General features: G+C 63.1%; 36 protein-coding genes. 12 read left to right on the top strand and 24 right to left on the bottom strand.

Translation table 11 applies throughout. The annotated features are described in order from the left end of the window. Nucleotides 1-19: 19 nt before the first annotated feature. From HWX03_RS17675 to HWX03_RS17565, 23 genes are all read right to left on the bottom strand, one after another. Nucleotides 20-502, bottom strand: coding sequence for a hypothetical protein (locus HWX03_RS17675; protein ID WP_175872039.1), 483 nt, complete (start codon nt 500-502; stop codon nt 20-22). Between the two features lie 43 nt (nt 503-545). Further along, nucleotides 546-2,195, bottom strand: coding sequence for a hypothetical protein (locus HWX03_RS17670; RefSeq protein WP_175872038.1), 1,650 nt, complete (start codon nt 2,193-2,195; stop codon nt 546-548). Continuing rightward, a complete protein-coding gene (locus HWX03_RS17665) occupies nt 2,188-3,009 on the bottom strand; it encodes a hypothetical protein (RefSeq protein ID WP_175872037.1) in 822 nt (273 codons plus the stop codon). The genes HWX03_RS17670 and HWX03_RS17665 overlap by 8 nt, the downstream gene beginning before the upstream one ends. A gap of 2 nt (nt 3,010-3,011) precedes the next feature. Beyond that, nucleotides 3,012-3,815 (bottom strand): hypothetical protein, encoded by an 804-nt coding sequence (locus tag HWX03_RS17660; protein ID WP_175872036.1) that lies wholly within the window; start codon nt 3,813-3,815, stop codon nt 3,012-3,014. Nucleotides 3,816-3,856: 41 nt separating this feature from the next. Next, nucleotides 3,857-4,108, bottom strand: coding sequence for a hypothetical protein (locus HWX03_RS17655; RefSeq protein ID WP_175872035.1), 252 nt, complete (start codon nt 4,106-4,108; stop codon nt 3,857-3,859). Nucleotides 4,109-4,120: 12 nt separating this feature from the next. Further along, nucleotides 4,121-4,594: a hypothetical protein gene (locus HWX03_RS17650; protein ID WP_175872034.1), complete on the bottom strand. Its 474-nt coding sequence runs from the start codon at nt 4,592-4,594 to the stop codon at nt 4,121-4,123. Continuing rightward, nucleotides 4,591-5,085 carry a DUF1320 domain-containing protein gene (locus HWX03_RS17645; RefSeq protein WP_175872033.1) on the bottom strand — a complete coding sequence of 165 codons (495 nt, stop codon included), beginning with the start codon at nt 5,083-5,085 and terminating at the stop codon, nt 4,591-4,593. Before HWX03_RS17645 ends, HWX03_RS17650 begins: the two co-directional genes overlap by 4 nt. A 13-nt stretch (nt 5,086-5,098) precedes the next feature. Beyond that, nucleotides 5,099-5,485 carry a DUF2190 domain-containing protein gene (locus HWX03_RS17640; RefSeq protein WP_175872032.1) on the bottom strand — a complete coding sequence of 129 codons (387 nt, stop codon included), beginning with the start codon at nt 5,483-5,485 and terminating at the stop codon, nt 5,099-5,101. Between the two features lie 90 nt (nt 5,486-5,575). After that, the gene (locus tag HWX03_RS17635) at nt 5,576-5,860 is read right to left on the bottom strand and encodes a hypothetical protein (protein ID WP_175872031.1); all 285 of its coding nucleotides are present in this window, start codon (nt 5,858-5,860) and stop codon (nt 5,576-5,578) included. Between the two features lie 8 nt (nt 5,861-5,868). Next, complete coding sequence (locus tag HWX03_RS17630) at nt 5,869-6,831, bottom strand: major capsid protein (protein ID WP_175872030.1); 963 nt, start codon at nt 6,829-6,831, stop codon at nt 5,869-5,871. 40 nt (nt 6,832-6,871) lie between these two features. Then, on the bottom strand, nt 6,872-7,897 hold the full coding sequence (locus tag HWX03_RS17625; RefSeq protein WP_175872029.1) for a hypothetical protein: 1,026 nt from the start codon (nt 7,895-7,897) through the stop codon (nt 6,872-6,874). Between the two features lie 254 nt (nt 7,898-8,151). Then, entirely contained in the window at nt 8,152-8,574 is a 423-nt protein-coding gene (locus HWX03_RS17620) for a Mor transcription activator family protein (protein ID WP_175872028.1), read from the bottom strand. Continuing rightward, nucleotides 8,571-9,029, bottom strand: a complete 459-nt coding sequence (locus HWX03_RS17615) for a regulatory protein GemA (RefSeq protein ID WP_175872027.1) — start codon at nt 9,027-9,029, stop codon at nt 8,571-8,573. Before HWX03_RS17615 ends, HWX03_RS17620 begins: the two co-directional genes overlap by 4 nt. 4 nt (nt 9,030-9,033) lie before the next feature. After that, the gene (locus HWX03_RS17610; RefSeq protein WP_077219122.1) at nt 9,034-9,729 is read right to left on the bottom strand and encodes a DUF2786 domain-containing protein; all 696 of its coding nucleotides are present in this window, start codon (nt 9,727-9,729) and stop codon (nt 9,034-9,036) included. After that, entirely contained in the window at nt 9,726-9,980 is a 255-nt protein-coding gene (locus tag HWX03_RS17605; protein ID WP_077219121.1) for a hypothetical protein, read from the bottom strand. Before HWX03_RS17605 ends, HWX03_RS17610 begins: the two co-directional genes overlap by 4 nt. Then, the gene (locus HWX03_RS17600; protein ID WP_077219120.1) at nt 9,964-10,191 is read right to left on the bottom strand and encodes a hypothetical protein; all 228 of its coding nucleotides are present in this window, start codon (nt 10,189-10,191) and stop codon (nt 9,964-9,966) included. The genes HWX03_RS17605 and HWX03_RS17600 overlap by 17 nt, the downstream gene beginning before the upstream one ends. A gap of 11 nt (nt 10,192-10,202) precedes the next feature. Then, complete coding sequence (locus HWX03_RS17595; RefSeq protein ID WP_175872026.1) at nt 10,203-10,820, bottom strand: DUF3164 family protein; 618 nt, start codon at nt 10,818-10,820, stop codon at nt 10,203-10,205. Between the two features lie 34 nt (nt 10,821-10,854). Next, nucleotides 10,855-11,514, bottom strand: coding sequence for a hypothetical protein (locus tag HWX03_RS36750; RefSeq protein WP_208456807.1), 660 nt, complete (start codon nt 11,512-11,514; stop codon nt 10,855-10,857). Nucleotides 11,515-11,672: 158 nt separating this feature from the next. Then, nucleotides 11,673-12,869 (bottom strand): AAA family ATPase, encoded by a 1,197-nt coding sequence (locus tag HWX03_RS17585; RefSeq protein WP_230462097.1) that lies wholly within the window; start codon nt 12,867-12,869, stop codon nt 11,673-11,675. A 23-nt stretch (nt 12,870-12,892) separates the two neighbouring features. Continuing rightward, on the bottom strand, nt 12,893-14,650 hold the full coding sequence (locus tag HWX03_RS17580) for an integrase (protein ID WP_244132662.1): 1,758 nt from the start codon (nt 14,648-14,650) through the stop codon (nt 12,893-12,895). Nucleotides 14,651-14,673: 23 nt separating this feature from the next. Then, nucleotides 14,674-15,507: a DUF3102 domain-containing protein gene (locus tag HWX03_RS17575; RefSeq protein ID WP_175872024.1), complete on the bottom strand. Its 834-nt coding sequence runs from the start codon at nt 15,505-15,507 to the stop codon at nt 14,674-14,676. 90 nt (nt 15,508-15,597) lie between these two features. Then, entirely contained in the window at nt 15,598-15,903 is a 306-nt protein-coding gene (locus HWX03_RS17570; protein ID WP_060274750.1) for an IclR family transcriptional regulator, read from the bottom strand. A 2-nt stretch (nt 15,904-15,905) separates the two neighbouring features. After that, nucleotides 15,906-16,376: a hypothetical protein gene (locus tag HWX03_RS17565; protein WP_175872023.1), complete on the bottom strand. Its 471-nt coding sequence runs from the start codon at nt 16,374-16,376 to the stop codon at nt 15,906-15,908. 91 nt (nt 16,377-16,467) lie between these two features. Between HWX03_RS17565 and HWX03_RS17560 the strand changes: the two genes are divergently transcribed. Beyond that, nucleotides 16,468-16,755 carry a hypothetical protein gene (locus tag HWX03_RS17560; protein ID WP_175872022.1) on the top strand — a complete coding sequence of 96 codons (288 nt, stop codon included), beginning with the start codon at nt 16,468-16,470 and terminating at the stop codon, nt 16,753-16,755. 27 nt (nt 16,756-16,782) lie between these two features. Here the strand turns inward: HWX03_RS17560 and HWX03_RS17555 are convergent, their stop codons facing one another. Then, entirely contained in the window at nt 16,783-17,010 is a 228-nt protein-coding gene (locus HWX03_RS17555) for a DNA-binding protein (RefSeq protein WP_208456806.1), read from the bottom strand. Nucleotides 17,011-17,167: 157 nt separating this feature from the next. Here HWX03_RS17555 and HWX03_RS17550 point away from each other — a divergent pair, with 157 nt between their 5' ends. The 11 genes from HWX03_RS17550 (at nt 17,168) to HWX03_RS17500 (ending at nt 24,585) form a co-directional block, all read left to right on the top strand. Next, on the top strand, nt 17,168-17,551 hold the full coding sequence (locus HWX03_RS17550) for a helix-turn-helix domain-containing protein (protein WP_244132660.1): 384 nt from the start codon (nt 17,168-17,170) through the stop codon (nt 17,549-17,551). Further along, nucleotides 17,548-18,459, top strand: coding sequence for a hypothetical protein (locus HWX03_RS17545; protein WP_175872020.1), 912 nt, complete (start codon nt 17,548-17,550; stop codon nt 18,457-18,459). Before HWX03_RS17550 ends, HWX03_RS17545 begins: the two co-directional genes overlap by 4 nt. A 29-nt stretch (nt 18,460-18,488) precedes the next feature. Next, complete coding sequence (locus tag HWX03_RS17540; protein WP_175872019.1) at nt 18,489-18,881, top strand: hypothetical protein; 393 nt, start codon at nt 18,489-18,491, stop codon at nt 18,879-18,881. Nucleotides 18,882-18,956: 75 nt separating this feature from the next. Then, nucleotides 18,957-19,478 carry a hypothetical protein gene (locus tag HWX03_RS17535; protein WP_175872018.1) on the top strand — a complete coding sequence of 174 codons (522 nt, stop codon included), beginning with the start codon at nt 18,957-18,959 and terminating at the stop codon, nt 19,476-19,478. Beyond that, entirely contained in the window at nt 19,475-19,888 is a 414-nt protein-coding gene (locus HWX03_RS17530) for a hypothetical protein (RefSeq protein WP_175872017.1), read from the top strand. Before HWX03_RS17535 ends, HWX03_RS17530 begins: the two co-directional genes overlap by 4 nt. Then, nucleotides 19,885-20,439: a DUF2514 family protein gene (locus HWX03_RS17525; protein ID WP_175872016.1), complete on the top strand. Its 555-nt coding sequence runs from the start codon at nt 19,885-19,887 to the stop codon at nt 20,437-20,439. Before HWX03_RS17530 ends, HWX03_RS17525 begins: the two co-directional genes overlap by 4 nt. A gap of 7 nt (nt 20,440-20,446) precedes the next feature. Further along, the gene (locus tag HWX03_RS17520; RefSeq protein ID WP_060274730.1) at nt 20,447-20,794 is read left to right on the top strand and encodes a hypothetical protein; all 348 of its coding nucleotides are present in this window, start codon (nt 20,447-20,449) and stop codon (nt 20,792-20,794) included. Next, nucleotides 20,791-21,090, top strand: coding sequence for an ArsR family transcriptional regulator (locus HWX03_RS17515; protein ID WP_175872015.1), 300 nt, complete (start codon nt 20,791-20,793; stop codon nt 21,088-21,090). Before HWX03_RS17520 ends, HWX03_RS17515 begins: the two co-directional genes overlap by 4 nt. A 6-nt stretch (nt 21,091-21,096) precedes the next feature. After that, nucleotides 21,097-21,645, top strand: a complete 549-nt coding sequence (locus tag HWX03_RS17510; RefSeq protein ID WP_175872014.1) for a phage protein Gp27 family protein — start codon at nt 21,097-21,099, stop codon at nt 21,643-21,645. Then, on the top strand, nt 21,645-23,060 hold the full coding sequence (locus HWX03_RS17505) for a terminase family protein (protein ID WP_175872013.1): 1,416 nt from the start codon (nt 21,645-21,647) through the stop codon (nt 23,058-23,060). The genes HWX03_RS17510 and HWX03_RS17505 overlap by 1 nt, the downstream gene beginning before the upstream one ends. Continuing rightward, nucleotides 23,053-24,585 (top strand): DUF935 family protein, encoded by a 1,533-nt coding sequence (locus HWX03_RS17500; RefSeq protein WP_175872012.1) that lies wholly within the window; start codon nt 23,053-23,055, stop codon nt 24,583-24,585. The genes HWX03_RS17505 and HWX03_RS17500 overlap by 8 nt, the downstream gene beginning before the upstream one ends. Nucleotides 24,586-24,587: the final 2 nt, after the last annotated feature.

The following is a 24,587-nucleotide window of genomic DNA, read 5'->3' as shown; positions in this document are numbered from 1 at the left end:
ATCGCGTGCAGGTATCCGGTCAGCTCGCCGAGGGTGTAGCCGCGGAGGGCACCTCGGTCGTGGCCGGCGCCGATGAGCTGCTGAGCAATGGCGAACCAGTCAACGGCATCCGGTTTCTGATCGCCATACACGTCCTCAGGCTCTGCAAAAAAAAATCCAGATTCACTTCCATGATGAGGAGCACTGCTTCCAGGAGGATCATGACCGGCATCGCCTGGACGTCACTCGCCGAAAGGCGCTTCACGCGAGCTTCCTCGCCCTGTGGCGCGACTTCATCAGTCGGCATCGAAATGCAACCGGTGACAATGCGGTCGATCGCGCTGCGCAAATCACTGTCGGATCGCAGCTTCGCCAGATCCTCAATGGTCGGCATCATGTCGGGGAACTGCTGCATCCACGTGCCGATCGCGATCGCGTCGTCGAACTGGCTCCATGCCAGCAGCGTGACCTCGACGTCGACGTCGCCGAGCTTCTTCGGTGTGGGGCGGTTAAACAGGTTCATCAGAGTCACCACTAATGTAAGAGGTTGTAAATGCGTTGGGCGTTTAAATACTCCGTAGCGCACCCGACAAGTAACTAGCGGCATTCCCGCCTCCGATAGAAGGCGCGCCACTCGTCGCTGCAAGATTTGCGTACGCTTCGACGTAGTCACCCACTGAAAGGACACACTGAGCCGTGAGCTGTATCGTGATGGTGTTCGTTCCAGCTGCGACGTTTTGAACACAAGTCCTCATCTCACCCCCGTTCCGATAGAGCGAGAGCTGATGTGTCGCGAGAGACGAGTTCGTCGCCGTGACTCGGATCAGCACACTGAAGTCGTATACGCCCGGCACCTGGCACGTGAACCGCTGATTCGAAGGTGCGTAGGAGTTGCCGTTTTGGAAGTCAATCGTGTTGAAATTGATCTTCGACCACGTGGCCGGGGTCGGTGCCTGGGCCGCCGACATATACGCATTGAACGTCGGATTGCCCGGGCCGTTTCCGTAGAAAAGCCCGGCAACTCCCTGAACGGCGACGCCGACATGATTGGCGAAGAAGTTCGCGAAGGTGGCCTGCACCGCACCCGTATTGATACTCGGGTTGCTGATGACGTTGCTGTAGCCCTGCAGCGCATCGACCGCATGCGTCATCCCCGGAACGTAAACATGCGTTCCGCCACGCCATTCGTTGTTGTGTGCATTCGGCGTGTCAATCTTGATATTGGATTCGACGTTTTCCTCGAAGTCGATACCGATGAACAGATTCCCGGCGATCGTCCCGTAGGGACTCTCGTTGAACATGAGGTGCATCCCGCGTTGCGCCCACGTTCCCGCTCCGCCGATCCACGTACAAAACGCAGCCGCACAGAGTCTCCATGCGTCACCGCCGTGATTGTTTGCAGCGACGACGTTGTCGAATTTCGATCCCAACACATAGTTGACCTGGATCGCGTTTGCATCCCCAGACGTGCTGTGGTTGCCGACCCACAGGTTGCTGAACTCGATCGCGTTCAACGCTGCGGAATTGTCCGCCGGCCCAAGCATCAGCAACGTGCCCGGCATGTTGCCGCGAATGGCAAAATCTCGGAACGAGCTGTAAAAACCCGCCCCGTCGCTGTCTGGCAAAGCGGTAATGAGGATGGCGGGTGAAGTGGTGACGTCGTTGACGTCGATAAACGACGTCTGCTGCCCATCACCGAATATCTTCAAGCCCTTCGGCGATGCGGAGCTGAGATCAATGACCCATGGCGTCCGGCGCTTGTACACGCCTGCGTCGAGATAACCGCTTCGTCCCGATGCCAGAAGATACGCACACCACAGGTCGAGTGCGTCGTCGTCGTACGTAACGCCATCACCCTTTGCCCCAAACTGTTTTGGGCTCACCGGTGCGATTACCGGAACGCGCCAGCTCGTGCCGGTATTGGTCCAGATCGAGCCGTTCAGTTCGACGAACGTGATGCCCTTGAATGCCGGATAGCGTTTCCATGCGCTCCCGTTATAAATCGCGTATGTACCATCGGTGTAGATTTGACCATCGCCGTTTGCAGCGTCTTCCGGATACGGTTCGTCAGGCGCGACCGGACCGTTCAGCGTATACGGGCCGATGTGGTCGTCGATTAGACGCAAGTTTTCTTCCATCCCGTTCGGGCTCTGGAAGGGATTTTCGATCGTGCCGAATTGGGCAAAGATCCCGCGCGCAAACTGCTGGTTAGGCATAGGCACCTGCCATATGAGTCCCGGTGATGCGGCGATACCAACGGAGATCGCCGCGGCCAAAGCGTACGGGCATGAGGTTGAACGTAAGCGTGACGACGCCGATCGATTCGCTGATCATCGGCATGCCGTCGACAGACGCGATGCTGGCGCGATAGCAGTCCAGACGGACCGCCGATCGGTCGTATCGATTGATCCCGGCGTAGGCGAGGCTCATCTCGCCGATGCGGTAGCTTCCCGACACTTCCTCGGCACCACCGGCCGACGTATACGACACCTGGATCGATGCGCCACTCGGACCACTGGAACCGACCAGGATCTGCGGGCCGTGCTCGGTTCGAGTCCAGTGCACACCTTCTTCCCACGTCGTCCAGCTGGGCTGGCAGATGACAGGAAAATTGACGTCGACAAGATGACGTGTGAAGAGCATGCTGCCGGCCGGCATTGCGGCGTGACTTACCTGGATGACGTCGTCGTGTCGCGTGCCGACCGCCTGACTGTGCGAGCTGCCTAACGCCACGGCGAGGTTCGCTCCACCATGGCCGTACAGCTCCAGCGCGAGCGTGACACCATCGACGATCGTGTTGTCCGTCGCGTCCCACGCAGAGACGTTCAGCCGCGTGAGCTGCGGCGTGACGTCCAGGCGTCGCGCATTGCCGATCGGCCGGCCCGGCGGCAGCTGCAATGCAGATCCGGCCGCACGTTGCTGCCAACCAAGCGCGTCGACCGAGCCGTCGCCTCGCAATGGCCGGCCGACGTGGACAGCACCACGCCCAAAATAGGCAGGGCTGTAGATCGCCTGGTAGTCCGTCAGCATGGTCAGATCTTCAGCGTGCCGAACTGCGAGAACGGATTGCTGAGCGTGCCGGCCGAGCGAGTCGGATCGCGCTCGACCGTGCCTTTCAGCTCGAGCTGCGCGAGGTTGTCGCCGATGACGTTCACGGTCGCAGCCGGGCCGAATACCACGCGGTACAGGTCGAACTGCACCGGCACGACGGGCTTCTCGGCGACGTTGTAGCCGTCGAAATGCAGCGCCATTTCCGGCGTCGGCTTCGAGTACAACTGGATCAGCTGCTGCGATTTGCGCGTGTAGCTGACGTGGATGTTCGGCTGACCGACGCCCAACGTGATGGTCGGTGCCGGAATCGCGCTGCCGTCCAGTGCCCGAATCGACCCAGCCGCCGTCAGCTCGTAGTCGGTACCGGCCACATACGTCGTGTTGCCGTCGACGGACGTGACAATGACCGGCACGGAGTCGTCGATCAGGTTGGCGAGTGGCTCGACCGTACCGGGCCACAACACATGCGGTTCGTCGACGATCGCTTGCGAAGCGACGTCCTGGTCGTCGCCTGCACCGCTCGTCGCGAGCGACCAGTTGCGCGGCGAGTGGCAGCGCAACGTCAGGTCGATCCCGATCGTGTCGATCTCGCGCAGCGTGCACGCGGTGCCGCCTGCCGGGTTCTGGTAATCCTTGACGGTTTCGGTGGTCTCGGTTGCAGTCAGGTTGAAAACCGGAGCGTTGCCGACCGACACGAAGCCGGCCGTGCGCGCGAGACGCTTCGCATATTCGACCAGGCCGATGTCGCCGCGGCCCTTGAAGCAGCAATACTGTTTGGTGGCCATGTCTATCCTCAGGTGGGGGTGGTAGATGACGCGCCAGGCGGTCAGCGCTTGGCGGGCGTCGCGGTGCTCTTGCCGTCTTCGGCCCCGGTGGCTTCCTGGGCGGCCGGCGCGACAGCAGCGGGTGCAGCGGGTGCAGCGGCCGGCGTCGACGGAATGTCGTCGAGCGCGTCCTGCGCCTGCAGAATCTTGATGACGCGATCCGGCGTGCCGGCCGGCAACGGCTTGCCTGCCTCGATCGTCGTGACCGCGCCGCGTGCGTGGATCGCTACGGGGCGCTTGGTGGTAAGTGCCATGTCGGTTCCTTGTCAGAAGTTGCGAGGCGAGCTGCAGTGCGAGCTGCTCGTGCCGAATACCAGCGGGTAGTACGCGAATCGCGCCGGGCTGTAGTACGGCCGCGGCGGTGTGCCAGCGATGAGTGGCTCGCTGCACTCGGGCGGCGTATAGCCATGCAGACCAGACAGCAGCTGTCCGATATACGGGCCGGCCAACTGGTTGAGCGCCTCGGCCTCGCGTTGGCTCGCGGCCGTCCCCATGGCCAGCACGACGAGCCAGCGATGGCTGAGCGACAGCGTGAACTCGTCGGTCTCCGGCAGCACTGCGAAGCCGTCGTACACGACATAGATGGCCGGCACGGTCTGCATTTCCTCGGCGACGGTGGCCAGATCCTTGCGGGTGCCGACAAGGCGTGCCCAGGCGGATCCGGGCGCCTGGCTAATCGCCTTGCTCCGCTCGACGATGCCCGTTTCCGCGACGAGGAAATTCCACGGATGGTCGTTCATCCGAATCCCCGCAACGTTTCATCTCGCACGGCACGGGGCCCGAAGTCGTGCCGAACTTCCATGCCCTGTTGCGCGTCGGCCGCGACCAGTTCACCAGGCGAGCCGCCCCACGGGCACGACAACATCGTCTTGCCGTTGGCGATCGCATCCAGATCCTTCAGCGCCAGTTGGTAACGCCGATGCACTTCGTTCTCCGGTGACAGGTCGTCGTAGAGGTAGAAGCGTGCGATGTCGCAGGTCAGCCGCACCAGGACCGGCGGCATCGCGTATTCCGGATCGGCAGCCGGGATCAGCGGTTTCAGGCACCCGCGCAGCGGCAGGCGATAGACCTGACCGATGTAGCCGTCCACCGCAGCGCTGGCGTCGTCGAGTGCGCCCTGAATCCGCACGTTGTCCATGGCGGACGGCGGGATGTTGTCCCGATCGGTCAGTTGGACCAGCTCCAACTGACCGAACCGGGCCACCATGTCATCGACGATCGCGTAGCTCACGTGCCGGCTCCGATCAGGCGGTGTGCGTGTGACGGTCGATCTCGACCTCGATCAGGTCGCCGGCAAGACCAGCGCCCAACGCACGCGCGCAGTACTCGGTCGCATCGCCGACGATCGCAGTGCCGCTGCCGTCGCCGGCCGGCTTGAGCAGATCGCCAAACGCGACCGTCGCGCCGATGCCGATCTGCACGAGGTACGAATAGCCGGTCACGACCGAGGTTGCTTCGCCAATGTCAGCGGCGAATTCGCTGATGCCCTGGGAATCGTGGACGCCCTTGGCACTCGTCGCGTGTGCGCCGTCGTAGCCGACGAAGCGATTTGCTTCGATGCGTGCGGTCGCGACGACGGTGGTCGCGTGTTGCTTGTCGTATTGGCGTCCGGGGTTGTTCTGAGACGGCATGGCTTGCTCCTGTGATCAGTGGTGGTTCACCGCCCAACCCGGCCCGGTACTCATGACCGGGCCGGGGTCGCTGCTCGCGGGGGTGGTGTGCTATTCCGTCTTCGACTTCTCGTCGGTTTCGGGAACCTGGGTGGATTCGCGCGCCTCGATCACGGCCTGGCGCTCGGCCTCGAACTCGGCGCGAGCGTCGCGCTCGCCCTTGTTGCGCTCCCTCGCAGCCTTCGCTTCGTCGGCCTCGTCGTAAATCAGCCCGGAGAGCTTCAGCTCGCGTGCATCGTGAGCACTCAGGCCCGTGACTTCTTCGCCTGCCGCGATGGAGACGCGCTTGCCGTCGACGACGGTGTCGACGCGTACGTTGGCGATCAGCTTGCCCATTGCGCGCCTCAGTTCGGGTTGGTGAAAAGGAACGCCGCGGCGTTGTACGCGATGTTCGGTTGCCGCTCATACGTCGCGCCGTAGATCCACGACTTCGAACCGTTGTCGTAGTACGGTTGCTCGGCGAACGGATGGCCTTCGAGGACGTTCGTGAACCCGAACGCCGGTTCGGCCAGGCTCAGCGTCGAGCTGCCGTTCGCGGCGATCTTCGGCACGTAGGAGAGGATCGCGTTGTTGCCCCACACGTCCTGCCCGACGTTCTGCCCGTTGATCCAGACCGCATCGCCGACGTCGAGCTGATCGACACCGAAGATCTGCTTCAACTGATCGTCGGTGGCCACACCCTGCTGCGTCGACGGCAGGTAGCTCTTGACCTCGGGATTCGCACGCACGGCCGTCGCGGCATCCGCCGACAGCGTCAGCGTGTTCGGCTTCTTGCCGATCTTCTTCCGGATGGTGTTGGCGGCCGCCCGAATGTCGGTGACCGGCGTGCCCGTAGCGGCCGACCATTTCGTGCCGCCCGCCAGCGCGACGACATGCCCGGCCGCGTACGAATCCGGGTTGGTCGCGATCGACGCCGCTTCGAGCTCGTAGTCGAGCAGCAACACGTCGTTGGCCGTCGTCATCGCGATCTGCGACACGTCGAGGTAGTTGCCGACGTTCAGCTTCTTCGACTCGTCGGCATCACGCAGCAGTTCGCGCGGCATCGGAACCTCGACCGAATACTGCTGGACGTTGTACACAACGCCCTCGAAGCTGATGTCGACGCGCTTCGTTGCCGTGCCTGGGGCGCGACGCAGGTTGTAGCGACGCAGGCGTTCGTCGCCGAGCTTCGCCAGGGTGACCCCGGACAGCGCTTGCGGCAGCGCCGGGAACAGACGGCCGGCAACGAACGTGCCTTGGCCCATACCCAGCAGGAGGCTGGTCAGAACGGGGTTCTGCTTCAGCCGGATTTGTTCGAGCGTCATCATGGTGATGGTGTCCTCGGTGGTAGATGGATCGGCGCGACGGTCAGAACGTCACGGCGCGCAGCGCCTCGGCGTAGCTGACGTTGTGCTTCTTCGCGTGTGCCTGGGCCGCCTTGTCGATCTCGGCGTCCGACTTGCCCTTAGCCGAGTCTTCGGCACCGTCCAGCCGAACGGCGCCGCGCTCGCCGAATTCGACCTTCGGCGCGCTGCCCGAAATCAGGTCTTGCAGCCACTGCGACGGGCTGACCGTGCGGGTCGTGTCGCCTTCGCTGAATTCGACCGGTGCGCTTTCGGCCAAGCGGTCGAGGGTCACGACGAGCATTGCCGAGTCCTTCGGCAGCAGCTTGCCGTCCTTCACGCGTGCTTCGGCGAACGACACATGCGCAGCGTGGCGCTCCGTCTTCTTTGCCTCGGCGAACGCCGCGAGCTGCTCGGCCGCGGTCTTCGCTTGTGCCAACGCATCGTCCGCGCGCTTCGCGGCGGCAGCTGCCGCTGCCTCCGCGTCCGTCTTCGCCTTGTTCGCGGCTTCGAGCTGTTCCTGCAGTTCCTTCGACATATCGGGTTGCTCCTGGTGGTCGTCGGGTTCGGAGAAGTAGACGAGGCCGAACTCGGTGTTGCCGGCATCGCCTTCGGTAAAACTCGGGTCGCGCAAGCCCTTGACCGACGGCGGCTGTGCGCCGAGGAAGCCGACATGGCGCACGTACCACACGCCCGGTTTCGGGTTCGCGGGGTCTTCGGGGTGGTAGAAGGCGGCCGAACGTTTCTTCACGCGGCCGGCAGCCACGTATTCGGCGAATGTCGGATCGACCTGCTGGTGATCGGACTGCAGGACGTCGTTGGCGACGTGCAGTGCCTTGACCCAGCCGTAGGCCGGCTTGTCGTGTTCGGGGTGACCAATGACGAGCGGCGCTTCGTGAATGGTCGGATCGTAGGCAGCAGCGGACGCGGCGAGATCGGCCGGCGTGATGTTGTAGATCTGACCGTCCTGCGCCGTGCGGCGGCCGGCCCGGAAAATCTCTAGGCGGTCAGGCAGCGCCGGCTTCGTCGTAGTGGGTTTGGATGTGCTCATGTCCGGCATCGTGCCGGGGCACGCGCGGACGCACTAAATAAAGGGTTTTAGAGATTTCGCGGCAATGCGCGGATGGGGAGCGAGGTAGCTGCTTTTTCAGCATACCCCGGGTGCGGGTGGAAATGGCAAGCGATCTGCGTGTGCAAAATGTGCCGGGTTCGCGTCAGATCGCTCCCAAAGCCTCCCAAAATGATTTCGCGGGGATTCGGGTGTCTCGGCCCGGTCAGCGGCGCGTGCGCTGCGCCGCGCTCAGGTCACTCGGATGGCAAATCGAGGCTGCCCTGACGGGCGAGAAACTGCTCACGGCGCCAGCTGTCGACGATCTGCCGCACGCGCATCTCGGTCAGCTCATAGCGGTCCGCCAGCTCAGCGTAGTTGTCGCCGCGGAACTCGGCGCACATCTGCTGGTTGCGCGGCGTCAGCCGGTAGCTGACGCCCTTGTGCATGTACATGGTGTGCCCGCCGAAGTCGGCGGACAGACGTTCGGTCTGCGCGATCGCCAGATCGGCCAGCGCCGGCCGCCCAAGTGCGTCGACGAGCTCGACGCGTTCGAGCAGCTCGGCATACAGGCTCGTGGCGATCTCGCGCAGGCGCTCGGGATAGCCGACGTCGAGCTGCCGATTGAGCGGCTCGACGTCGTGTGCGGTCAGCTGGTGGCGGCCGGCGCGCATCGTCATTGCTTCGCGTCCTCCCGCGCGGCCCACTTCTTCAGCGACTCGATCACGGCGTTGATCTGGTAGCCATTCAGCCAGCGCCATTGCTCCGCGCCGGTCTGGCGCTTCACGTACGACAGCAGCGCGGCGTCGGTGTCGACGCGTACGTGGCCGGCCGCGGCGAGCCCGGCCCACAACGCGCGAGCCATGTTCCAGCGGTCGTCGCGCGGATCGTCGGCCGAACGACGCGCTGCCGGCCGCGTTGTGCCTTTCTGGACGCTGTGCAGGTGCTTCAGATATCTGCGGCGCTCGGCGTCCGACATGTCGCCGCTGGACGCTTTGCCGATCACCTGCAGCTTGAGATCGCGCGCGGCGTCGCGGTCGTCGCCGTAGAGCTGCTTCTCGATCATATGGATGGCCGCGAGATCCGCGCGGCGATCGCGCGGTGCCCGGGCAATGTTGCGGGGCGTCGTCATCATCACCTCACGACTGATCGAGCAGCGGCCGCGCTGCGGGTGCGCCGACGCCGCGGTCCAGGCGCGCGCTCTTGCCAGCCCGGAACCCGGCATCCGCGTGACCCTCGCGGGCGACGCGACTGCCGCGGTCGACGATCTCGGCAGTCGCCAGATCCGGGTGGCGCTCGTTCATGTACTGCTGCACGAGCTCGGCATTGGCCGGTTCGATCGTCATGTTGGTTACGAGGCCGCGCACCGCCTGGACCCAACCGCGCGCAAACTCGTCGCCGCGAGCCGTCTTGGTCGACGACTTGCAGCGCTTTGACTGGCGACCGATGTACCACGCGCGCGCCTTCGCGCACTGCCGGCCGAGCACCTCGTATGCGTAGCCGGCGACCTGCGGTGCCGCGTCGATCCCGACGAACACGACGAACCGCACCCGCCGCGTGAACGACTCGTCGAACTGGCGCGACGAGTACACGTCGCAGCCGAACGCTTGGGCGATCAGGCGCGTGAGCGAGGCTTCCCATACGACCATGCCGGACGTGGCGGCCGGGACCGAGATCTCGGACACCGAGAACAGCGCCACATCGGTCTGCGTCGCACCGTACGCGCGCATCAGGCTCTGCGCCTGACGCATCGCCGCCGCAGCCTCATGTTCGTTGGCCGACTTCGCCAGCTCGAGGCACTTCTTGATCTTGCGCAGCACGTCGTCGCGGTTCATGTCGTGCTCCGGTTCGGTTGGTGGATGACGTCGGCGGCCGGTGCCGTGTCGGCGTCGCTGTCCGGGTTCTGGATGCAGGACAGCTGGCCGCGCAGGCTGAAACACCGCACGCCAGCCGCGCGGTGCTCGACGATCCCTGATTCGTCGCCTTCCTCGTGCATGCGTTGCAGAACGCCGGCCAGTACCAGGACAAGCAGCAGGAGGCTGACAACGATCAGCGTGCCGACGATGGCTTTATACGTTGCTTTCATTCGCGAACTCACGGTCAAACGCGCGCAGCTTCTTCAGGCGGGCCAGCACTGCGCGGCGTACGGTTTTCTGGAGATTGGGCACCTTCAGGGCGGCCTCGCACTTCACGCGATCGAAGTCGCGCACCATGCGGATGCGATCGTCGGCCGAGCAGTACTGCGTCTGGACGTCGCCGTAGCGCGGGCCGAGGAACGGGTTGTTGAGCTCTCCCATGGTGAACTCGACTAGATGGCGGCCAGATCAAGACTGATCGGCGTGTACTCGTCGCTGTCGCCAATGCGCTCGTACAGCCGCACATAGGGCTTGCTGCCCGTGACGCGGATGCTGTCGGAGATCGCCTCCATCGCGGTCTTCCACTTCGCATCCTTGATGTCGTAGCGGCGCAGCGCGAGCACACGGCCCGTGTTCACGTTGCCTTCCTTGTCGACCTGGAACGCCTCGTTGACCAGCACCTTGAGGTTGTCGTTGCTGCCTTGCGACCATTCGACGATGCACTGGTCGATCAGTTCTTTGGCCGCCTGCAGCTGTTCGCCGAACTGGATGCGCTCGGCGATCTGGCGCACGACCTTGTAGCGGCCGTCGTACGACACGAGTGTGATGTTGCCCTTGGTGCCGCCGATCTTGACGCCGTACTGTTCGTTGCTGGCCTCGACGAACGCGGCGATATCGGCGAAGGCACGAGCCTTGTACTCGCCCATCAGACGCTGCAGCTTCTTCGCGTCGGTGACGAGCGCCATGATGGTCTGGTCGCGCAACTGGTCGACCGGCTTGACGAGCGCCTCGGGAACGAGACGGCCGCGCGCGTCCCGCACGTAGCCGGCCGGAGTGGTTTCGATAGTCATGGTGCCTCGGTATGGTGAGATGTTTCGGGAGTGGTCAGACGCTTGCCGGAGCACCAGTCGCTGCCGCTTCGCGGTCGAGCTGTTCGCTCGCAGCGAGCAGCAGCGCGGTCGCCTTGTCCAGGTTGCGGCGATCGTCGCCGGGCTTCCACCATTCGGACGCACACGGCCACATGTCGGGCGGTTCGCCAGCCGGATAGTTGGTGGTATCGGCTCCGGCGTAGCAGATCGCGGCGCATATGAGGCGACCGACCTCGTGCTCGTCGTCATGCTCAGGCGTGAAGCCTTCCGCGTCGATCTGGCGGCGACGCTCGGCAAGCGCACGGTGCGCTGCCGGCGTGAGGGCGACAGGCTGATGCGTGTCGGCTTCTCGCAAATGCGCCAGCGGGCTGCCGGACACGGTCAGCGCATCCAGCACGTTGGCTGCGGCTTCGATGGACTGGCCGCCTGGCCGACCCGGAAGTGAGAACGCGGAGATCGCGATTGACAGGAAATGCCGCGTGCGCTCCCACGTCGCCGGATGCGCGACCGCAACGTTCTCCGCTGCCTGCGGCTTGAGCACCAGGTATCGATTCACGATCTGGATGATCCGATCCAGTGCATCGGCCTTGCTGATGCCGACCGGTGCCAGGAAAAGCTCCAGCACGTTGTCGACATCCACCAGCGCCTCGGCGGCGGTGTATTGATCCATGGACATGCAGACCTCTCAATGTGCCCGGCGGGGCACGATTCCTACCGTTTGCGGGTAAGCGACCAGGGCGGCGTCGATCGCAGCCCAATCGCTCGAAAAGAGCCCGTCGAGGGTTCGGCGCGAACCGTCGAGCAGGACGATACGAATGAGGTAGCGGCGCATGGTCAGCAGCCAGCGATGACCTGCGCGTCGACCTTGGGCCAACCCGCACGCGCTGCCGCATTCATGGCGCGCGCGACGAGGTTGTTGACGACGAGCGGGTAACATACGCTGATCGCCTCGGTCGGCTTCGCGCCGCGTGGCAGGAATACCAGGCGCGCACGGATCGCCTCGATTGCGTCACGATCGAACACCGCGTCGAAGTCGAATTCGAACCGCTTGAACTTGTGGCGCAGGTAGCCTTCGAGATCACCGTCGAGCGGCGGCAGCGTGACCAGCTCGCAGCGCTGCGCGACTTCGCGGACCTCCGGGTTCTGGCTGGCCAGCTTCACCGCCAGCTCGGGCTGGCCGATCAACGCAACGCCCAGGAGGCGACGCAGACCGTCCTTCAGCTCCAGAAACCGTTTCAGGTGCTTCAGCGTCGCCAACGGCAAGCAGTGCGCCTCTTCGATCACGACCAGGTGACGCCGGCCCGATCGGTGGCTCGCCTTCAGCAGCTCGTGCAGCTGCTTGAATCGCGCCTGCGGCGAACCGAGGTTCACCTTGGCCGGATCGAGCGCCGCCGTCAGCGCCTCGGCAATGTGCAGCGACTTCAGGGTCTTGCCCTCACGGTCGTTGGACTCCATGGCGAGCGTGTACGGCTTGACGACCAGGACGTCGCGATCGTCGTCCTGCAGGCGTTCTTCAAGCTCTTCGACGAGCGTCGACTTGCCGGCACCGCTCTCACCGACGACGCCGACGAAGCCGTGATTCGTGGCGGCGTCCATCAACGCGGCGCGCACGTAGCGGATGCTGGACGTCTGGTAGACGTCTTCACGCGACGCGACGTCGTCGAGGAACGGGCTGCGCGGCAGGCCGAAGTGCTGGCGGGTTTCCTGGGACAGGTTTTCGTTGCGGAGTAACATAGGCTCTCCCTCTGTGGTTTCGGGTGACTTCGGGGTTGCAGGGGCGGCCTCGGACAGGTGCGAACTGTCCGGGGCCATCTTTTGAGGCAGGACCAGATCACGCAGCTGGATCAGGTCGACGCCTCGGGATGTGAAAAAGTCGAGCGCCGCGCGTCGGATCTGGTCCGAATTGCGCTTCGGCAACTGGCCGTGCGTCACAAATCGGCTGGTCGCGCTGCGCGACAAACCGATGGCGCGACCGAGATCCGCCTGCAGGATCTGCTTTTCGGCCATCAACGCCGCGATCTGGCTGGACATCGATATCTCCTTTCTTCTAGGGCTCACGAACCGCCGGCCACGACGCGCAGGCCAGCGCGTACCGTGAGGCGGTTCTGCAGTTCGTCAAGCTCGGCCTCGGGCACGCCGTCCGGATGCAGGCTGCGCAGCGTTGCATTGAGTTCGGCGTTCATCTGGATGCCGCGGCGGGCCAGCTCGCTCGCGGCCTGAAAGTGCGTAAGGATCGTCGGCGCGGCCGTGCCGACCGTGGTGCTGATCGATACGTCCGTGCCGCGTCGCGGCAGGTAGGTTTGCTGCGGCGCCTGGTCGATGACGCGCATCGCGTCGATCCGACCGCCGAACGGCAACTGTTTCGCCTTGCGAGCTGCGGCGGCCGCTTCGAGGGTCGGCGCGTCCATCGCCGCCAGCTCGACCTCTTTGCGGTTGCGGTCGGCGACTGTGTCGGCACGGCGCTGCCAGTCTTCGCCGATCACGTTCCCCGTCAGGGCGAACCCGGCATCGTCGCGCTCGATGACCGGCACGGCATGCAGGATCTCGCGACCCTCGGCGTCGACGTCGACGACCATGGCCTGTTCGGCCTGGTACGGGTTGTACGTCACCTGCAGCGTCTCGCCGACCATCACGTTCGGAACACCAGACACGTCGTATTCGCGGCCCTTGAACTCGACGCGCAGGTAGTCGTTCACCTTGCGCTTGACCGGCGCATGCGTGAGCAGCTCGCGGCAGAGTTCGATGCTCGGCGCAACGCGCAGCTGGTCGGCCGTGATCGTCATCCACTGCGCGAAGCGCGTGCGGCCGTGGCGCGAATGCACCTTCGTTTCGTTGTACCAGCGAGCCCAACGGCGAGCGTTCGCATTCAGCTCGTCCAAGTCGCGCACGCACTGCAGCTTGAGGCCGGGCTCGAAGGAGCGCTCGATGATGTCGCGAGCCTTCTCGACCTGACCAGTCGCACGCGCATTGCCGACCGCGTGCGGCAGCAGCTGGACCTGCAGGCGACGCGCGAGGTTGGCGAACAGCCCGCTGGTGTTCGCGCTGCCCATGTCCATCATCAGGATCTGCGGCACGCCGTAGAACGGCTCGTCGTCGCGCTGCTGGATCGCGCCGATGAACGACTCGGCGAGGTTGGTGCCACTCTCCGCGCCGAGCACATACTGGACATAGATCGCGCCGCTGTTGTGGTCGGTTACCTCGTACGACCAGACGCGGTCGTTCTCGATCCGTTTCAGGTTGCCCGGCTTGTTCTTGTAGAACCGGTCGCGCTCCATCACCTGCAGGCCGGTCTCGCGTTCGGTGCGTGCGTTGAGGTAGTACAGCACGCACAGCGACGCATCGATCTGCCAGACGTGATTCGGATGCAGGCTGCGCAGCTCGGTCGCGGGCGCCGGGCGCAGCAGTTGATCCGGATGCAGGCCGTAGTGGCGCAGCGCACGCGCGATCGCGCTATTGGACAGCGGCGTGCACTCGCCCGTGTCAGGGTCGATGCGCTCGGCCCGCACACCCTCGGTCGGGTTGGCGCGCAGGATCTCGATTGCGCGGCCGATCGACAGCAAGCGCTTGGCGTTCTTGCGGTGGCTCTCCATCAGCAGCGCGCTGATGGTGACCGCCTCGGCACGCGGAAGCCAGACCTGTCCAGCATCGCTACGGCGCTTGCGTGGCACACGCACGGACACGGTATGCAGCGAACGCATGAGCGTCGAGCGGCTCACGCCGAGTTCGGCGCACGCAGCGGCGTAGATACCGTCCTTCGCGCCGTGGCCGACGCGCTGCGCTGCAGCCGCGATCTCGACGAGCCGTTGTGTCATGGCGGGGGAGCGCTCCATAGTGCTTAGCCCTGCGTGGCCCAGGCGGTTTCGTCGGTCGGCTCGATCTCGGTCAGATCAAACTCAGCCATCAGCGCGCGGCAGTCCGCGATGAGCTGCGACACGAGCCCGGCCGCGAACGGCGCCGTACGATCGCTGTCGTGGTCTTTCAGCGCGACGAGCGCCTGGCGCAGGTTGCCGCGCACGAACCCGACCGCTTCGTTCCCGACCGACGCGACCTCGCGCAGCAGGTCGGCGAGCTGCTCGTCAGGCGACGCGGCGGCGATCCGCTTGGCCTTCGCCTTCGCCTGGTCGAGCTTGCGGTTCTTGTCCTCCAGCAACTGGTCCTTCGCCTTGCCTTCTTCGCGGGCCTCGCGCAGCGCTGCCTGCAGTTCGCGATGGGTCATTTGCTCGATGTCGTCGAGGGTGTGGCCAGCCAGCGTGCCGCCCTCAGTGAGCGCAGCGAGCTCCTCATCGTCCTCGGTCATCAGCTCGAACAGCTTGGCCTTGCCGAGTTGCGCGAGGCGCGGAGCCTTGTCCGTCAGTGCCGGATTAAGCAAATATTTCACTGCTGACTGCATCAGGCGCTGTGCCGTCCGCTTCGGAATGCCGAGCCGATCCTCAACAATTTCAACGAAGTCGCCGTGCGGCTCGTTTTCTTTGATGACAAGCAAGCGGCGGCCAGCTTCCAGCATCGCCTCTGCCGCTTGGCCCATATAGAACTTCGTTTCCTGCACGACACGCTCACGGTCGTACGACAGTTCGTAGCCAATCTGGTCCATAACGTCGCGGATCTGCGCGGCGAGAGCCGGTGACGAGCCGTCGACTACGGCCGGGGCGGAGAGTTTGGGTCGTGCCATGTGTGGTGCTCCTGGTTTTTAAATGTGCCAGCGCTGGCACATTTGGTAATCGTTCTCATTTCCAAAAGCGTCAGCGCTGACGCTTTTGAGTTACAGCGACGTTGCAGACATTCGTTGCCGGACTTCGTCGAGGCGACGCTGGCGACGGTCGAGCACTGACATAGCGGTCAGCGCCTGGCGCGGCAGGCGCGGCGTCAGCAGCCAGCGGCCCGTCGACTCGTCTCGTTCGGCCAAGCCGGCCGTGCGCAGGTTTTCGAGGTCACGCGTGACTGCGGCCGGCGAGCAGCCGACCTCCCGCGCAATCGTGCTGTTGGTGACGCCGTCGACGATGTCCGAGAACAGGACCGTCAGGACGCGGATCAGGCGCTGCTGTGCAGCGTTCGTGTAGTCGGCCATTGTCAAAACTCCAGCTCGGGCGTCGTGTAACGCGCCACGTTTTGGTGGTGGTAGGCGATCTGTTCCAGGTGCGTGCGCAGCGCGTTGAGCGTCGCGTCGGCGTTGCCGGATGCGGGGTGGGCGTAGAACTCGGTCAGCAGCTGCAGGGCTTGCGCGCAACCGCTGTTGACCTCCAGAAGCTCGGTATCGGCCGCGTGGCGTCCCTTCGGCATGTCGACGACGAGCTTGCCGGCGCTGGTCGCGAGCCACGTGCTAACGAAATGGCAGCCACACGCGAGCTCGTACGTCGGAATGAGGATCGTCGGCATGCGACCGTTGGCCAGCCACTTGTAGAGGACGTCATGCGTCACGGCCATGCGATCGGCGATCCGCTCGACCGACAGGTGATGGACGTCCAGGGCGTAATCCTTACAGCCGCGCAGCGCGGCTGTGAGGCTGGTCGGCCGGAACGATTTCCAAAGTCGGCGGCTCATTGGAAATCCTCCCGCGGGAAGGTTTCCGAACAAAGGTCACTTTGGACGGGTGACGAGTGGCACAGTGCTTCCACTACTTCGGGAGCCAACGATGGACCAACAGGAAATTCTGACCGCCCTGGTCGAACAACTCGATCACCAGAGCATGCAGCTGGCTGTGCTGCGTAGCGCGTACGTTGTACTGGCGCGCCAACTTGAGATTCGGGGTCTGCTGCCGTTAACCGATCTGCAAGCCGATCTGCAGACGATGGCTGCGGCCCAGCCTGACGAAGACTGGAGATGTGGTCACGAAGAGCTCGCAGCGGCAGTGCAGCACGTGCATGCAATGCAAGGATCGCATCGGCGATCCGCGCGGCGTCCCCACTTGAAAGGGCTGTAATATGTCGGCTGGACATAGCGCGCCCCGTCACGCCCGCACCAGTTCGGTCGACACCTCGCCCTCTTTCAGGCCGAGTTTGACCGCGATGTTGTGCGAGGTGCCGCGGCGGCACGGTCGCTTCGGACTGTCATCGTTGTCATTGATGATTTCGATGACGAGACCAGTCGGGAAGCCGTTTTTGGAAGCCCAGCTCGAGTACGACCAGCCTTTCTTGGCGAACTCGGCACGGACCTGAGAGCGTGTTTTGACCATCATGCTACGTCCCTGTTTGTGTGCACTTGCGCCAACAAGTGCTAACTAGTTGAAACTTGTGTGAACGGATTATGGTTCACGTTTGTGAACCTGTAAAGAGGTTTTGTTCATGAATTTGGACTTTGGGGAGCGCCTCAAGGAGGAACGTGGGCGACTCGAAATGAACCAGACCCAGTTCGCGGCGATCGGTGGCGTCGGTAAGACGACGCAGATCAACTATGAGAGTGGCAACCGCCTTCCCGACGCCGGCTATCTCGCGTCTCTCTCAAAGGTCGGGTTGGATGTCCAATACGTCATAACTGGCGTGCGCTCGAGCGCGGCCCTGTCACCTGACGAACAGGAGCTTGTGGCCCGCTATCGCGCCGCATCGCTCGAATTGAAGGCTGCCGCTGTTGGTGCGCTGGCGGCTGGCACCCGCTCGTCGGCCGATGCCGCTCGTAAATCCCAGGTGTTTCATGGCTCCGTCGGCCAGAGCATCTCGGTCGAGGGCGATCTCGATCAGCGTGGCACGCGGTTCACGGTGAAGGGAAGCAAGAAGAAATGACGCAGGACGACCAAGACTCACACGCACGGCAAGAATTCAATAGCTCGGTAGGACAAGTAATCCAGGCCGACGATGTACATGTCGATGACCAATCGATCACGATCGGAACAGTTGCAGACAGCGTTGCTGGACGAGACGTCGTCAACCACCACTATGGTCAAGGGCGGTTGCTTACAAGAGCCGAACGAGCAGACCTGAATAAACTGGTCCGCCAACTTGAAATTGAGTTTGGTACGCCCGGCTGGCAGACGTGGAAGTTTCTCCATCGCACGATCGGCGTCGAGAACATCGAAACCATGTACCTGATTCATCGCGATCCGGCGGAAACGATCCTCGGATTGCTGCTCGATCGAGCAAAGTTGCAACAGACGCCCCCGAGTCCTCAGTCAACTACATCGACCGACTCCGTTGCACTCGCTAACACGAAACGAGAATTCGCCGAGTTGGATAGCAGGTTCCGAAAGCAAGGCGAGGCTATGCAAGCGCTCCGAGCCGATCTCGGTAAGGCACGGGCTGAAGCCAGCAAACGTGTTGATGAAGTCCTGAAGCTGGTAGATTCGGTCGCTACTCTTAAGAAAAAGCTCGAAACGAGCCAAGGCAACAATCGTGACCTATCTGCGGCCCTTGATAAGGCGAAGCAGCGTATCGCAGTGGGACGTCGGAACCTTGCTGCGTTGGCCATTGCGTTGCTTGTAGCCGTGACGTGTGGTGCGATTATCTGGCGTAAGGCAGATACTTCGGCGAAAGCACTCCAGATACTGGAGTCGCAGCAATGCATGTACGCTGGAAAGCCCTACGCGGTTGGAAGCGTCATTGATAACCCCTCTGCGCCTGATATCGAGTGTGTTGCCACAGATGCAGATGGGTCACCTGAATGGCAAGAGTTGAAACCACGTCGCCGCAAGTAGTCAAACAATCGAAAATCACGGGGTGAAGAATGAAACGAGGCGGGGTTGGGCTTGTTATCGGCATGCTGTTTTACGGACAGTATGCCTTGGCTGAACAGGTCAAATGGGACAGTTTAGGGAAGCGTGACGACTATGAACTTTCATGGGCAAGTGACGCTCAAGTGCGGAAAGGTGATCGCGTCGGAACCATGATCCGAATGCAGTTTGAGCGACCTGACCAAGCACCAAATAACGCTCGATTCGACAATAAGCGAATCACTCTCAATATCGATTGCGCGACACGTCGCCATCAGGTCTTGCAAGTCTTCTACAGCATGGGGAACCGAGCAGTCTATTCTCAGTTTATCGGCGGGGATTTCACACCAAACGATGGTACGTTCGTCGAGAAGATCGCGACAAAGGTTTGCCCGAGCGGTACCTGATCGAAGATCGATTCGATTCAATATCTAAAACGTTTTATTTAGTCGGCTTCGCGCGCGCGCGGCACATTGCCGTGCATGACTACGACAGCCGACACACTTCTCCAGTCCGTCACCACGACGGCTATCAATCCCGCGCTGAAGCTGCTGCCGCCTGCAATGGACAGCGCCGCAGCACGCGTTCTGTTGCTCGCTATCGGGCTGCAGGAAAGCGGGCTTACGGTACGTCGCCAGCACGGTAACGGCCCGGCACGCAGCCTTTGGCAGTTCGAGCTCGGCTCGCAGATGCGCGGCGGTGGAATCTGGGGAGTTTTCCTGCACGACTCGTCACGCGGCCTATTGCAACGGCTTTGCGATGCCCGCCATTGCGCGTTCACGCCGACGTCGATTTACGCGGCCATCGAGATCGACGATGTGCTCGCCGCAGGTCTCGCACGACTACTGCTCTTCACCGATCGCCTGCCGTTGCCGGCCGTAGGGGACGTCAGCGGTTCGTGGATGCTCTATGCGAAGCGCACGTGGGTGCCCGGCAAGCCGCGGCCGGATGACTGGCCCGCCAACTATCTGCGCGCCATGCGCTTCGTGCAGGGGGGCGCGTGATGAAGTGCCCTCGACTGATCTGCGGCTGGCGCCATGCGTTCACACTCAAAACCGTATGGGTCGGCGCCGCCATCACCTTGCTGTCGCTCCTGCAGTTGCAGGTTCTGCCGTTGTTCCAGTTCGTCATTCCCGCTGACGTGTTCCCGTGGCTGACCAGCGTGCTCGGCACCGCCGTGATCGTGCTGCGCCGGTTCGAGCAGCCCGAAGGCTGGCCGATGTCCTGGCGGCTGCATTCGGTCTACCTGTCCGGCGCGCTCGCCGGCCTATCGCTGCTGCAGGCGCAGGTGCTCCCCCTGTTCGCGTTTGCGATCCCCGCCAACGTGTATCCCTGGATCACTGCCGTGCTCGGTGCAGTTCTGATCGTCGGCCGTCTGATCGCGCAGCCGAGCCTGAATGGAGTTGACCAATGATCCCGATCCCGAGCTGGACGAAGTTCGCCGCGTTCGCCATCGCCGTGGCCGCCGTCGTAGGCACGCTTCTGTACGGCCGCGCGCACTACATCGCGATCGGCGAGGCAACTGCGCAAGCTGAGTGCCAACAGGCCAACGACAAGCGCGAACGTGAAGATGCCGAGGCCGCACGGAAACGTGAAGCCGCGGAGCGCACGAAGGAGCAAATCCGCCAACAGGAGGCCGACAGGATCGCCAATGAACAAGCTCAAAAAGACCGCGCGCGTGACGCTCGCGATCAGCGCGCTGCCGTTACTACTCGCAGCCTGCGCGCAACCATCGACGAACTCAACCGGCAGCTCGAAGGATTGTCCGGCACCAGCACGGACCCCGAGCGTGCCTCCCTCGTTAATGGCACCCGTGTCGCCCGAGAGCTACTCGGATCGTGCGCAGAGCGATATCGCGAAGTGGCAGCAGACGCTGACCGGTACCGCGACCAAGTAGGCGGATTGCAGTCGTTCGCCAAACACGCGTGCGACGCCGGACAGGCCGACGCACCACAAAAACCCTGAGGGGCCAATGCAGATCGATAACGAATCCATACGCACACTGATTCTTCTGTTCGGCAGCGTCGTGCTGCCGATCGGCACCGCGCTCTATACCTGGATCGCGACGCGCGACAAAGACAATTCGCGGCACATCAAGGCTGTCGAGAAAGTCCTGAACGAGCGCGTTGCCGACCTCACCAGTCGCGCCGATCGCCACGAGGCCGCGCTGCAGCACCTTCCGCGTGCCGACGAGTTCGCCGAGCTCAAGGGCGACCTGCGTGCGATGGAGGCCAAGCAAGAAGCGGCATTGCGCGAGACCAAGGATACCCGCGCTGCCGTGAACCGTATCGAAGACTATCTGCTGCGGAACAAGCCATGAAGACCGATTTCGCTACCCACCTCGCCGAAGATCGCCGCCTCGTTATTCTGCGCGTGCTGCACGACAGCCTCGCATATACGGCGAACGAGTTCATCCTGCTGGATATGACCAACCGCTTTGGCCATGTCGTGTCGACCGATCGCCTGCACGCTGATCTCGACTGGTTGCGCGAACAGGATCTGCTGACGTTCGACGTCGTCGCCGACGTGCGCATCGCCAAGCTGACGGTGCGCGGCGTTGACGTCGCAACCGGCCGTGCGATTGTGTCCGGCGTCAAGCGCCCGCGTCCGGAGTAATCGACCATGGCTCGCAAAAGTACTGTGGCGGTGCTGCCCGAAGAGATCGTGTCCGAGGTCAACAAGCTGATTCGTGACGGCAGCACGATCGACGAGATCCTGCGCGCGCTGTCGCCGCTCGGCGTTGAGAACATTTCGCGCTCGGCGATGGGCCGCTACGTCAAGACCGCGCGCGAGTCGATGGAGAAGTACCGCCAGGGGCAGGAAGTCGCAAAGGTCTGGCTCGACCGGCTCGAAGCCGAGCCGAACGGCGACGTTGCGCGTCTTCTGCCCGAGATGCTGCGCGCCGTCGCCTTCCAGACGTTGAGCACCATGGGCGAGTCGGACAACCCGGTCAAGCCGATGGAAGTCATGTTGCTGGCGAAGGCGCTGAAAGACCTGGGCGGCGCCAGCAAGGACAACATCGCGATCGAGCTCAAGATGCGGCAGGTCCGCGACGACGAACGCAAGGCGCTGCTCGCCGAGCAGGCGAAGTCCCTGCAGGAGGTCGGCAAGCAGGACGGCGTGTCGGCCGACACCATGGCGAAGATCCGCGCAGCATTGGGGATTGTGTGATGGCCGCCCGCAAAGGCAACGCGAAGATCATCCCGGCCGATCCGGAAGCGATCTTTCTGCCGTTCCAGTCGAAGTGGATCAAGGACGATTCTCGCCTCAAGCTGATGGAGAAAAGTCGGCAGATTGGCATCTCGTGGTCGACGGCGTACAAGGCGGATGAACGCACCGCAGCTGCGGGCGCGCGACACGACCAATGGGTATCGAGCCGTGACGATCTGCAGGCACGCCTCTTCATCGAAGACTGCAAGATGTGGGCGCAGGTGATGAATCAGGCCGCGCGCGACCTAGGCGAGATCGTGCTCGACGAGAAGAACAAGCTCACGGCCTACGTGCTCGAATTCGCGTCGGGTAAGCGCATCCACAGCATGAGCAGCAACCCAGATGCGCAAGCGGGTAAGCGCGGCGGCCGTATCCTCGACGAGTTCGCGCTGCACCCTGATCCGCGCAAGCTGTGGGCGATCGCCTACCCGGGTATTACGTGGGGCGGCAGCATGGAGCTCATCAGCACGCACCGCGGCTCGCACAACTTCTTCAACCAGTTAATCCGTGAGGTCCGCGAGAAGGACAACCCGAAGAACATCAGCTTGCATCGCGTCACGCTGCAGGATGCGCTCGAACAGGGGTTCCTGTACCGACTGCAGCAGATGCTGCCGGCGGACGCTGAACAGCAGGCGATGGACGAGGCGGCTTATTTCGACTTCGTGCGCAAGGGCTGTGCCGACGAAGAATCGTTCCTGCAGGAGTACTGCTGCGAACCGGCCGACGACGACGCGAAATTCCTGGAGTACGGGCTCATCACGTCGTGCGAGTACTCCAACGGCACGCAATGGCAGCGCAGTCTGACCGATCCCGTGCAGGGCCGTCTGTACTGCGGCGTCGACATTGCACGCAAGCGCAACCTGACCGTGCTGTGGGTCGTCGAGCAGCTCGGCGACGTGCTCTACACGCGGCACGTCGAGGCCATGCGCAACATGCGCAAGAGCGCGCAGGAAAAGATTCTCTGGCCGTGGTTCGAGCGTTGTGACCGGATCTGTATCGATGCGACCGGTCTCGGTATCGGCTGGTCCGACGACGCGCAGGATCAGTTCGGCGAGCATCGTGTTGAAGCGGTGACATTTACCGGGCCGGTCAAGGAATCACTCGCATACGCGCTGCGTGGCTCGATGGAGGATAGCGGTATTCGCATCCACTACGACCCGGAGGTCCGAGCCGACCTGCGCAAGGTGAAGAAAGTCGTCACCGCCGCCGGCAACATCCGCTTCGTCGCAGAAGACGACGAGGCTGGCCACGCTGACCATTTCTGGGCGCTCGCGCTCGCCAAACATGCCGCGTCGTCACCGGCCGCTCCGATGGAGTTCACAAGCAACGGCCCTGTCGTGTCCTCTACCGATATTCAAGGATTCCTCCATGGCTAAGCGCCGCCATACTCGTACGCGCCGGCCGCAGCCGGACTATGCCGAATACGTTACTCGCCCGGAGCTGGAAACCGAGATCGCAAACCGCCTGGTCGATCCGTTCGAGCCGCTGTACATGGGCGTGCTGCGCACCAACGATCCGCTGTTGCTCGAACGCGGCCAAGGCAGCATTGCGATCTATCGCGACCTGCGTCGTGATGGGAAGGTGTTCGCCTGCATGCAGAAGCGCCGCCTCGCGCTGATCAGCTACGACTGGTCAGTCACACCTGTTACTTCATCGACGAAGGCGGATGCCGATGCGAAGACGGTCAGCGACATCCTGAAACAGGTGTCGTTCGATAGCCTCTGCAGCCAGATGCTCGAGGCGAACCTTACCGGAATGGAGGTGTTTGAGAAGGTCTGGACCGTGCGCGATGGCATGGTCGTGCCGGATCGCATCGTCAAGCGCGCGCAGCGCCGTTTCGTGTACGTCCAGGACGATCCGAACCAGCCGCCTGCGCTGCGCATGCTCACGCGCGAGGACATGCTGCGTGGCATCGCACTGCCCGATCGCAAGTTCATCGTCCATCGAGTCAATCCGGAAGATGACAATCCATACGGTACGGGGCTCGGCCTGCAGACGTATTGGCCTGTGTTTTTCAAGCGCGCCGGCATCATCGCGTGGAACAAACGACTGAGCCGTTCGGGGTCTCCGGTGCCGTGGGGCAAGTACCCGAACAACGCGAGCCCGAAGGAGAAGAACACACTGTTCGACGCGCTGCGTGCGATGAGCAACGACGGCGTGCTGATGACGCCGTCCGGCATGGACATTTCGCTGCTCGAAAGCAAGCTCGCCAGTGCCGGCGGCATCAGTTCCGAGCGTGAGCTGGCCGAGTACATGGACGACTGGATCGCGGAGGTATGGACGGGTGAAGTGCCGCGCGGCAAATCGGGCGGCGCTGTCGCTGCGGCCAGCAACGAGCGTGAATCGGTGCGGCTCGGCCTGACCAAGGGCGACAGCGATCTGTTGTCCGAGACTTTGAAGGCGCAGTTGCTCGACGATATCTGTTTCTATAACGGTCTCGAACCGTGTCAGGTCTATCGCAACATTCGCGCGGCGGCTGATCTCAAGTCGCAAAGTGAGACCGACAAGAACGTCGCAGAGATGGGTTTCGAGCCGTCCGAAACATACGTGCAGGACCGTTACGGCGAGGGTTGGACGAAGAAGCCTATGCCCGCGCCTGGCGCGAGCGGCCCGACGTCAGGTACGCGCCCCGCGGCTGCGCCAGCTTTCGCTGAACCGGGTGATGAAGCTCAGAACGCAATCGACGCCGCGATCGCGGCCGTACCGGATAGCGAGCTGCAGGACGCTCTGGCCGGCATCTTTGAGCCGCTGCTCGCGGCGATCGAGGGTGCCGCGACGTACGAAGACGCGCTCGCGGCCGCGCAGGCTGCATATCCGGAAATGGACGGCACAAAGCTGCAGGTGCTCATTGCGAATGCGATTTTCGGCGCCGAGACCTACGGTCGCGCGACGGGAGATTGATG

Origin of the sequence: Burkholderia sp. BCC0397, assembly GCF_902832865.1 — a bacterium.
Taxonomy (GTDB): Bacteria; Pseudomonadota; Gammaproteobacteria; order Burkholderiales; family Burkholderiaceae; genus Burkholderia.
The sequence above is the reverse complement of the archived record's forward strand: the minus strand, read 5'-3'. Positions and strand labels throughout refer to the sequence as shown.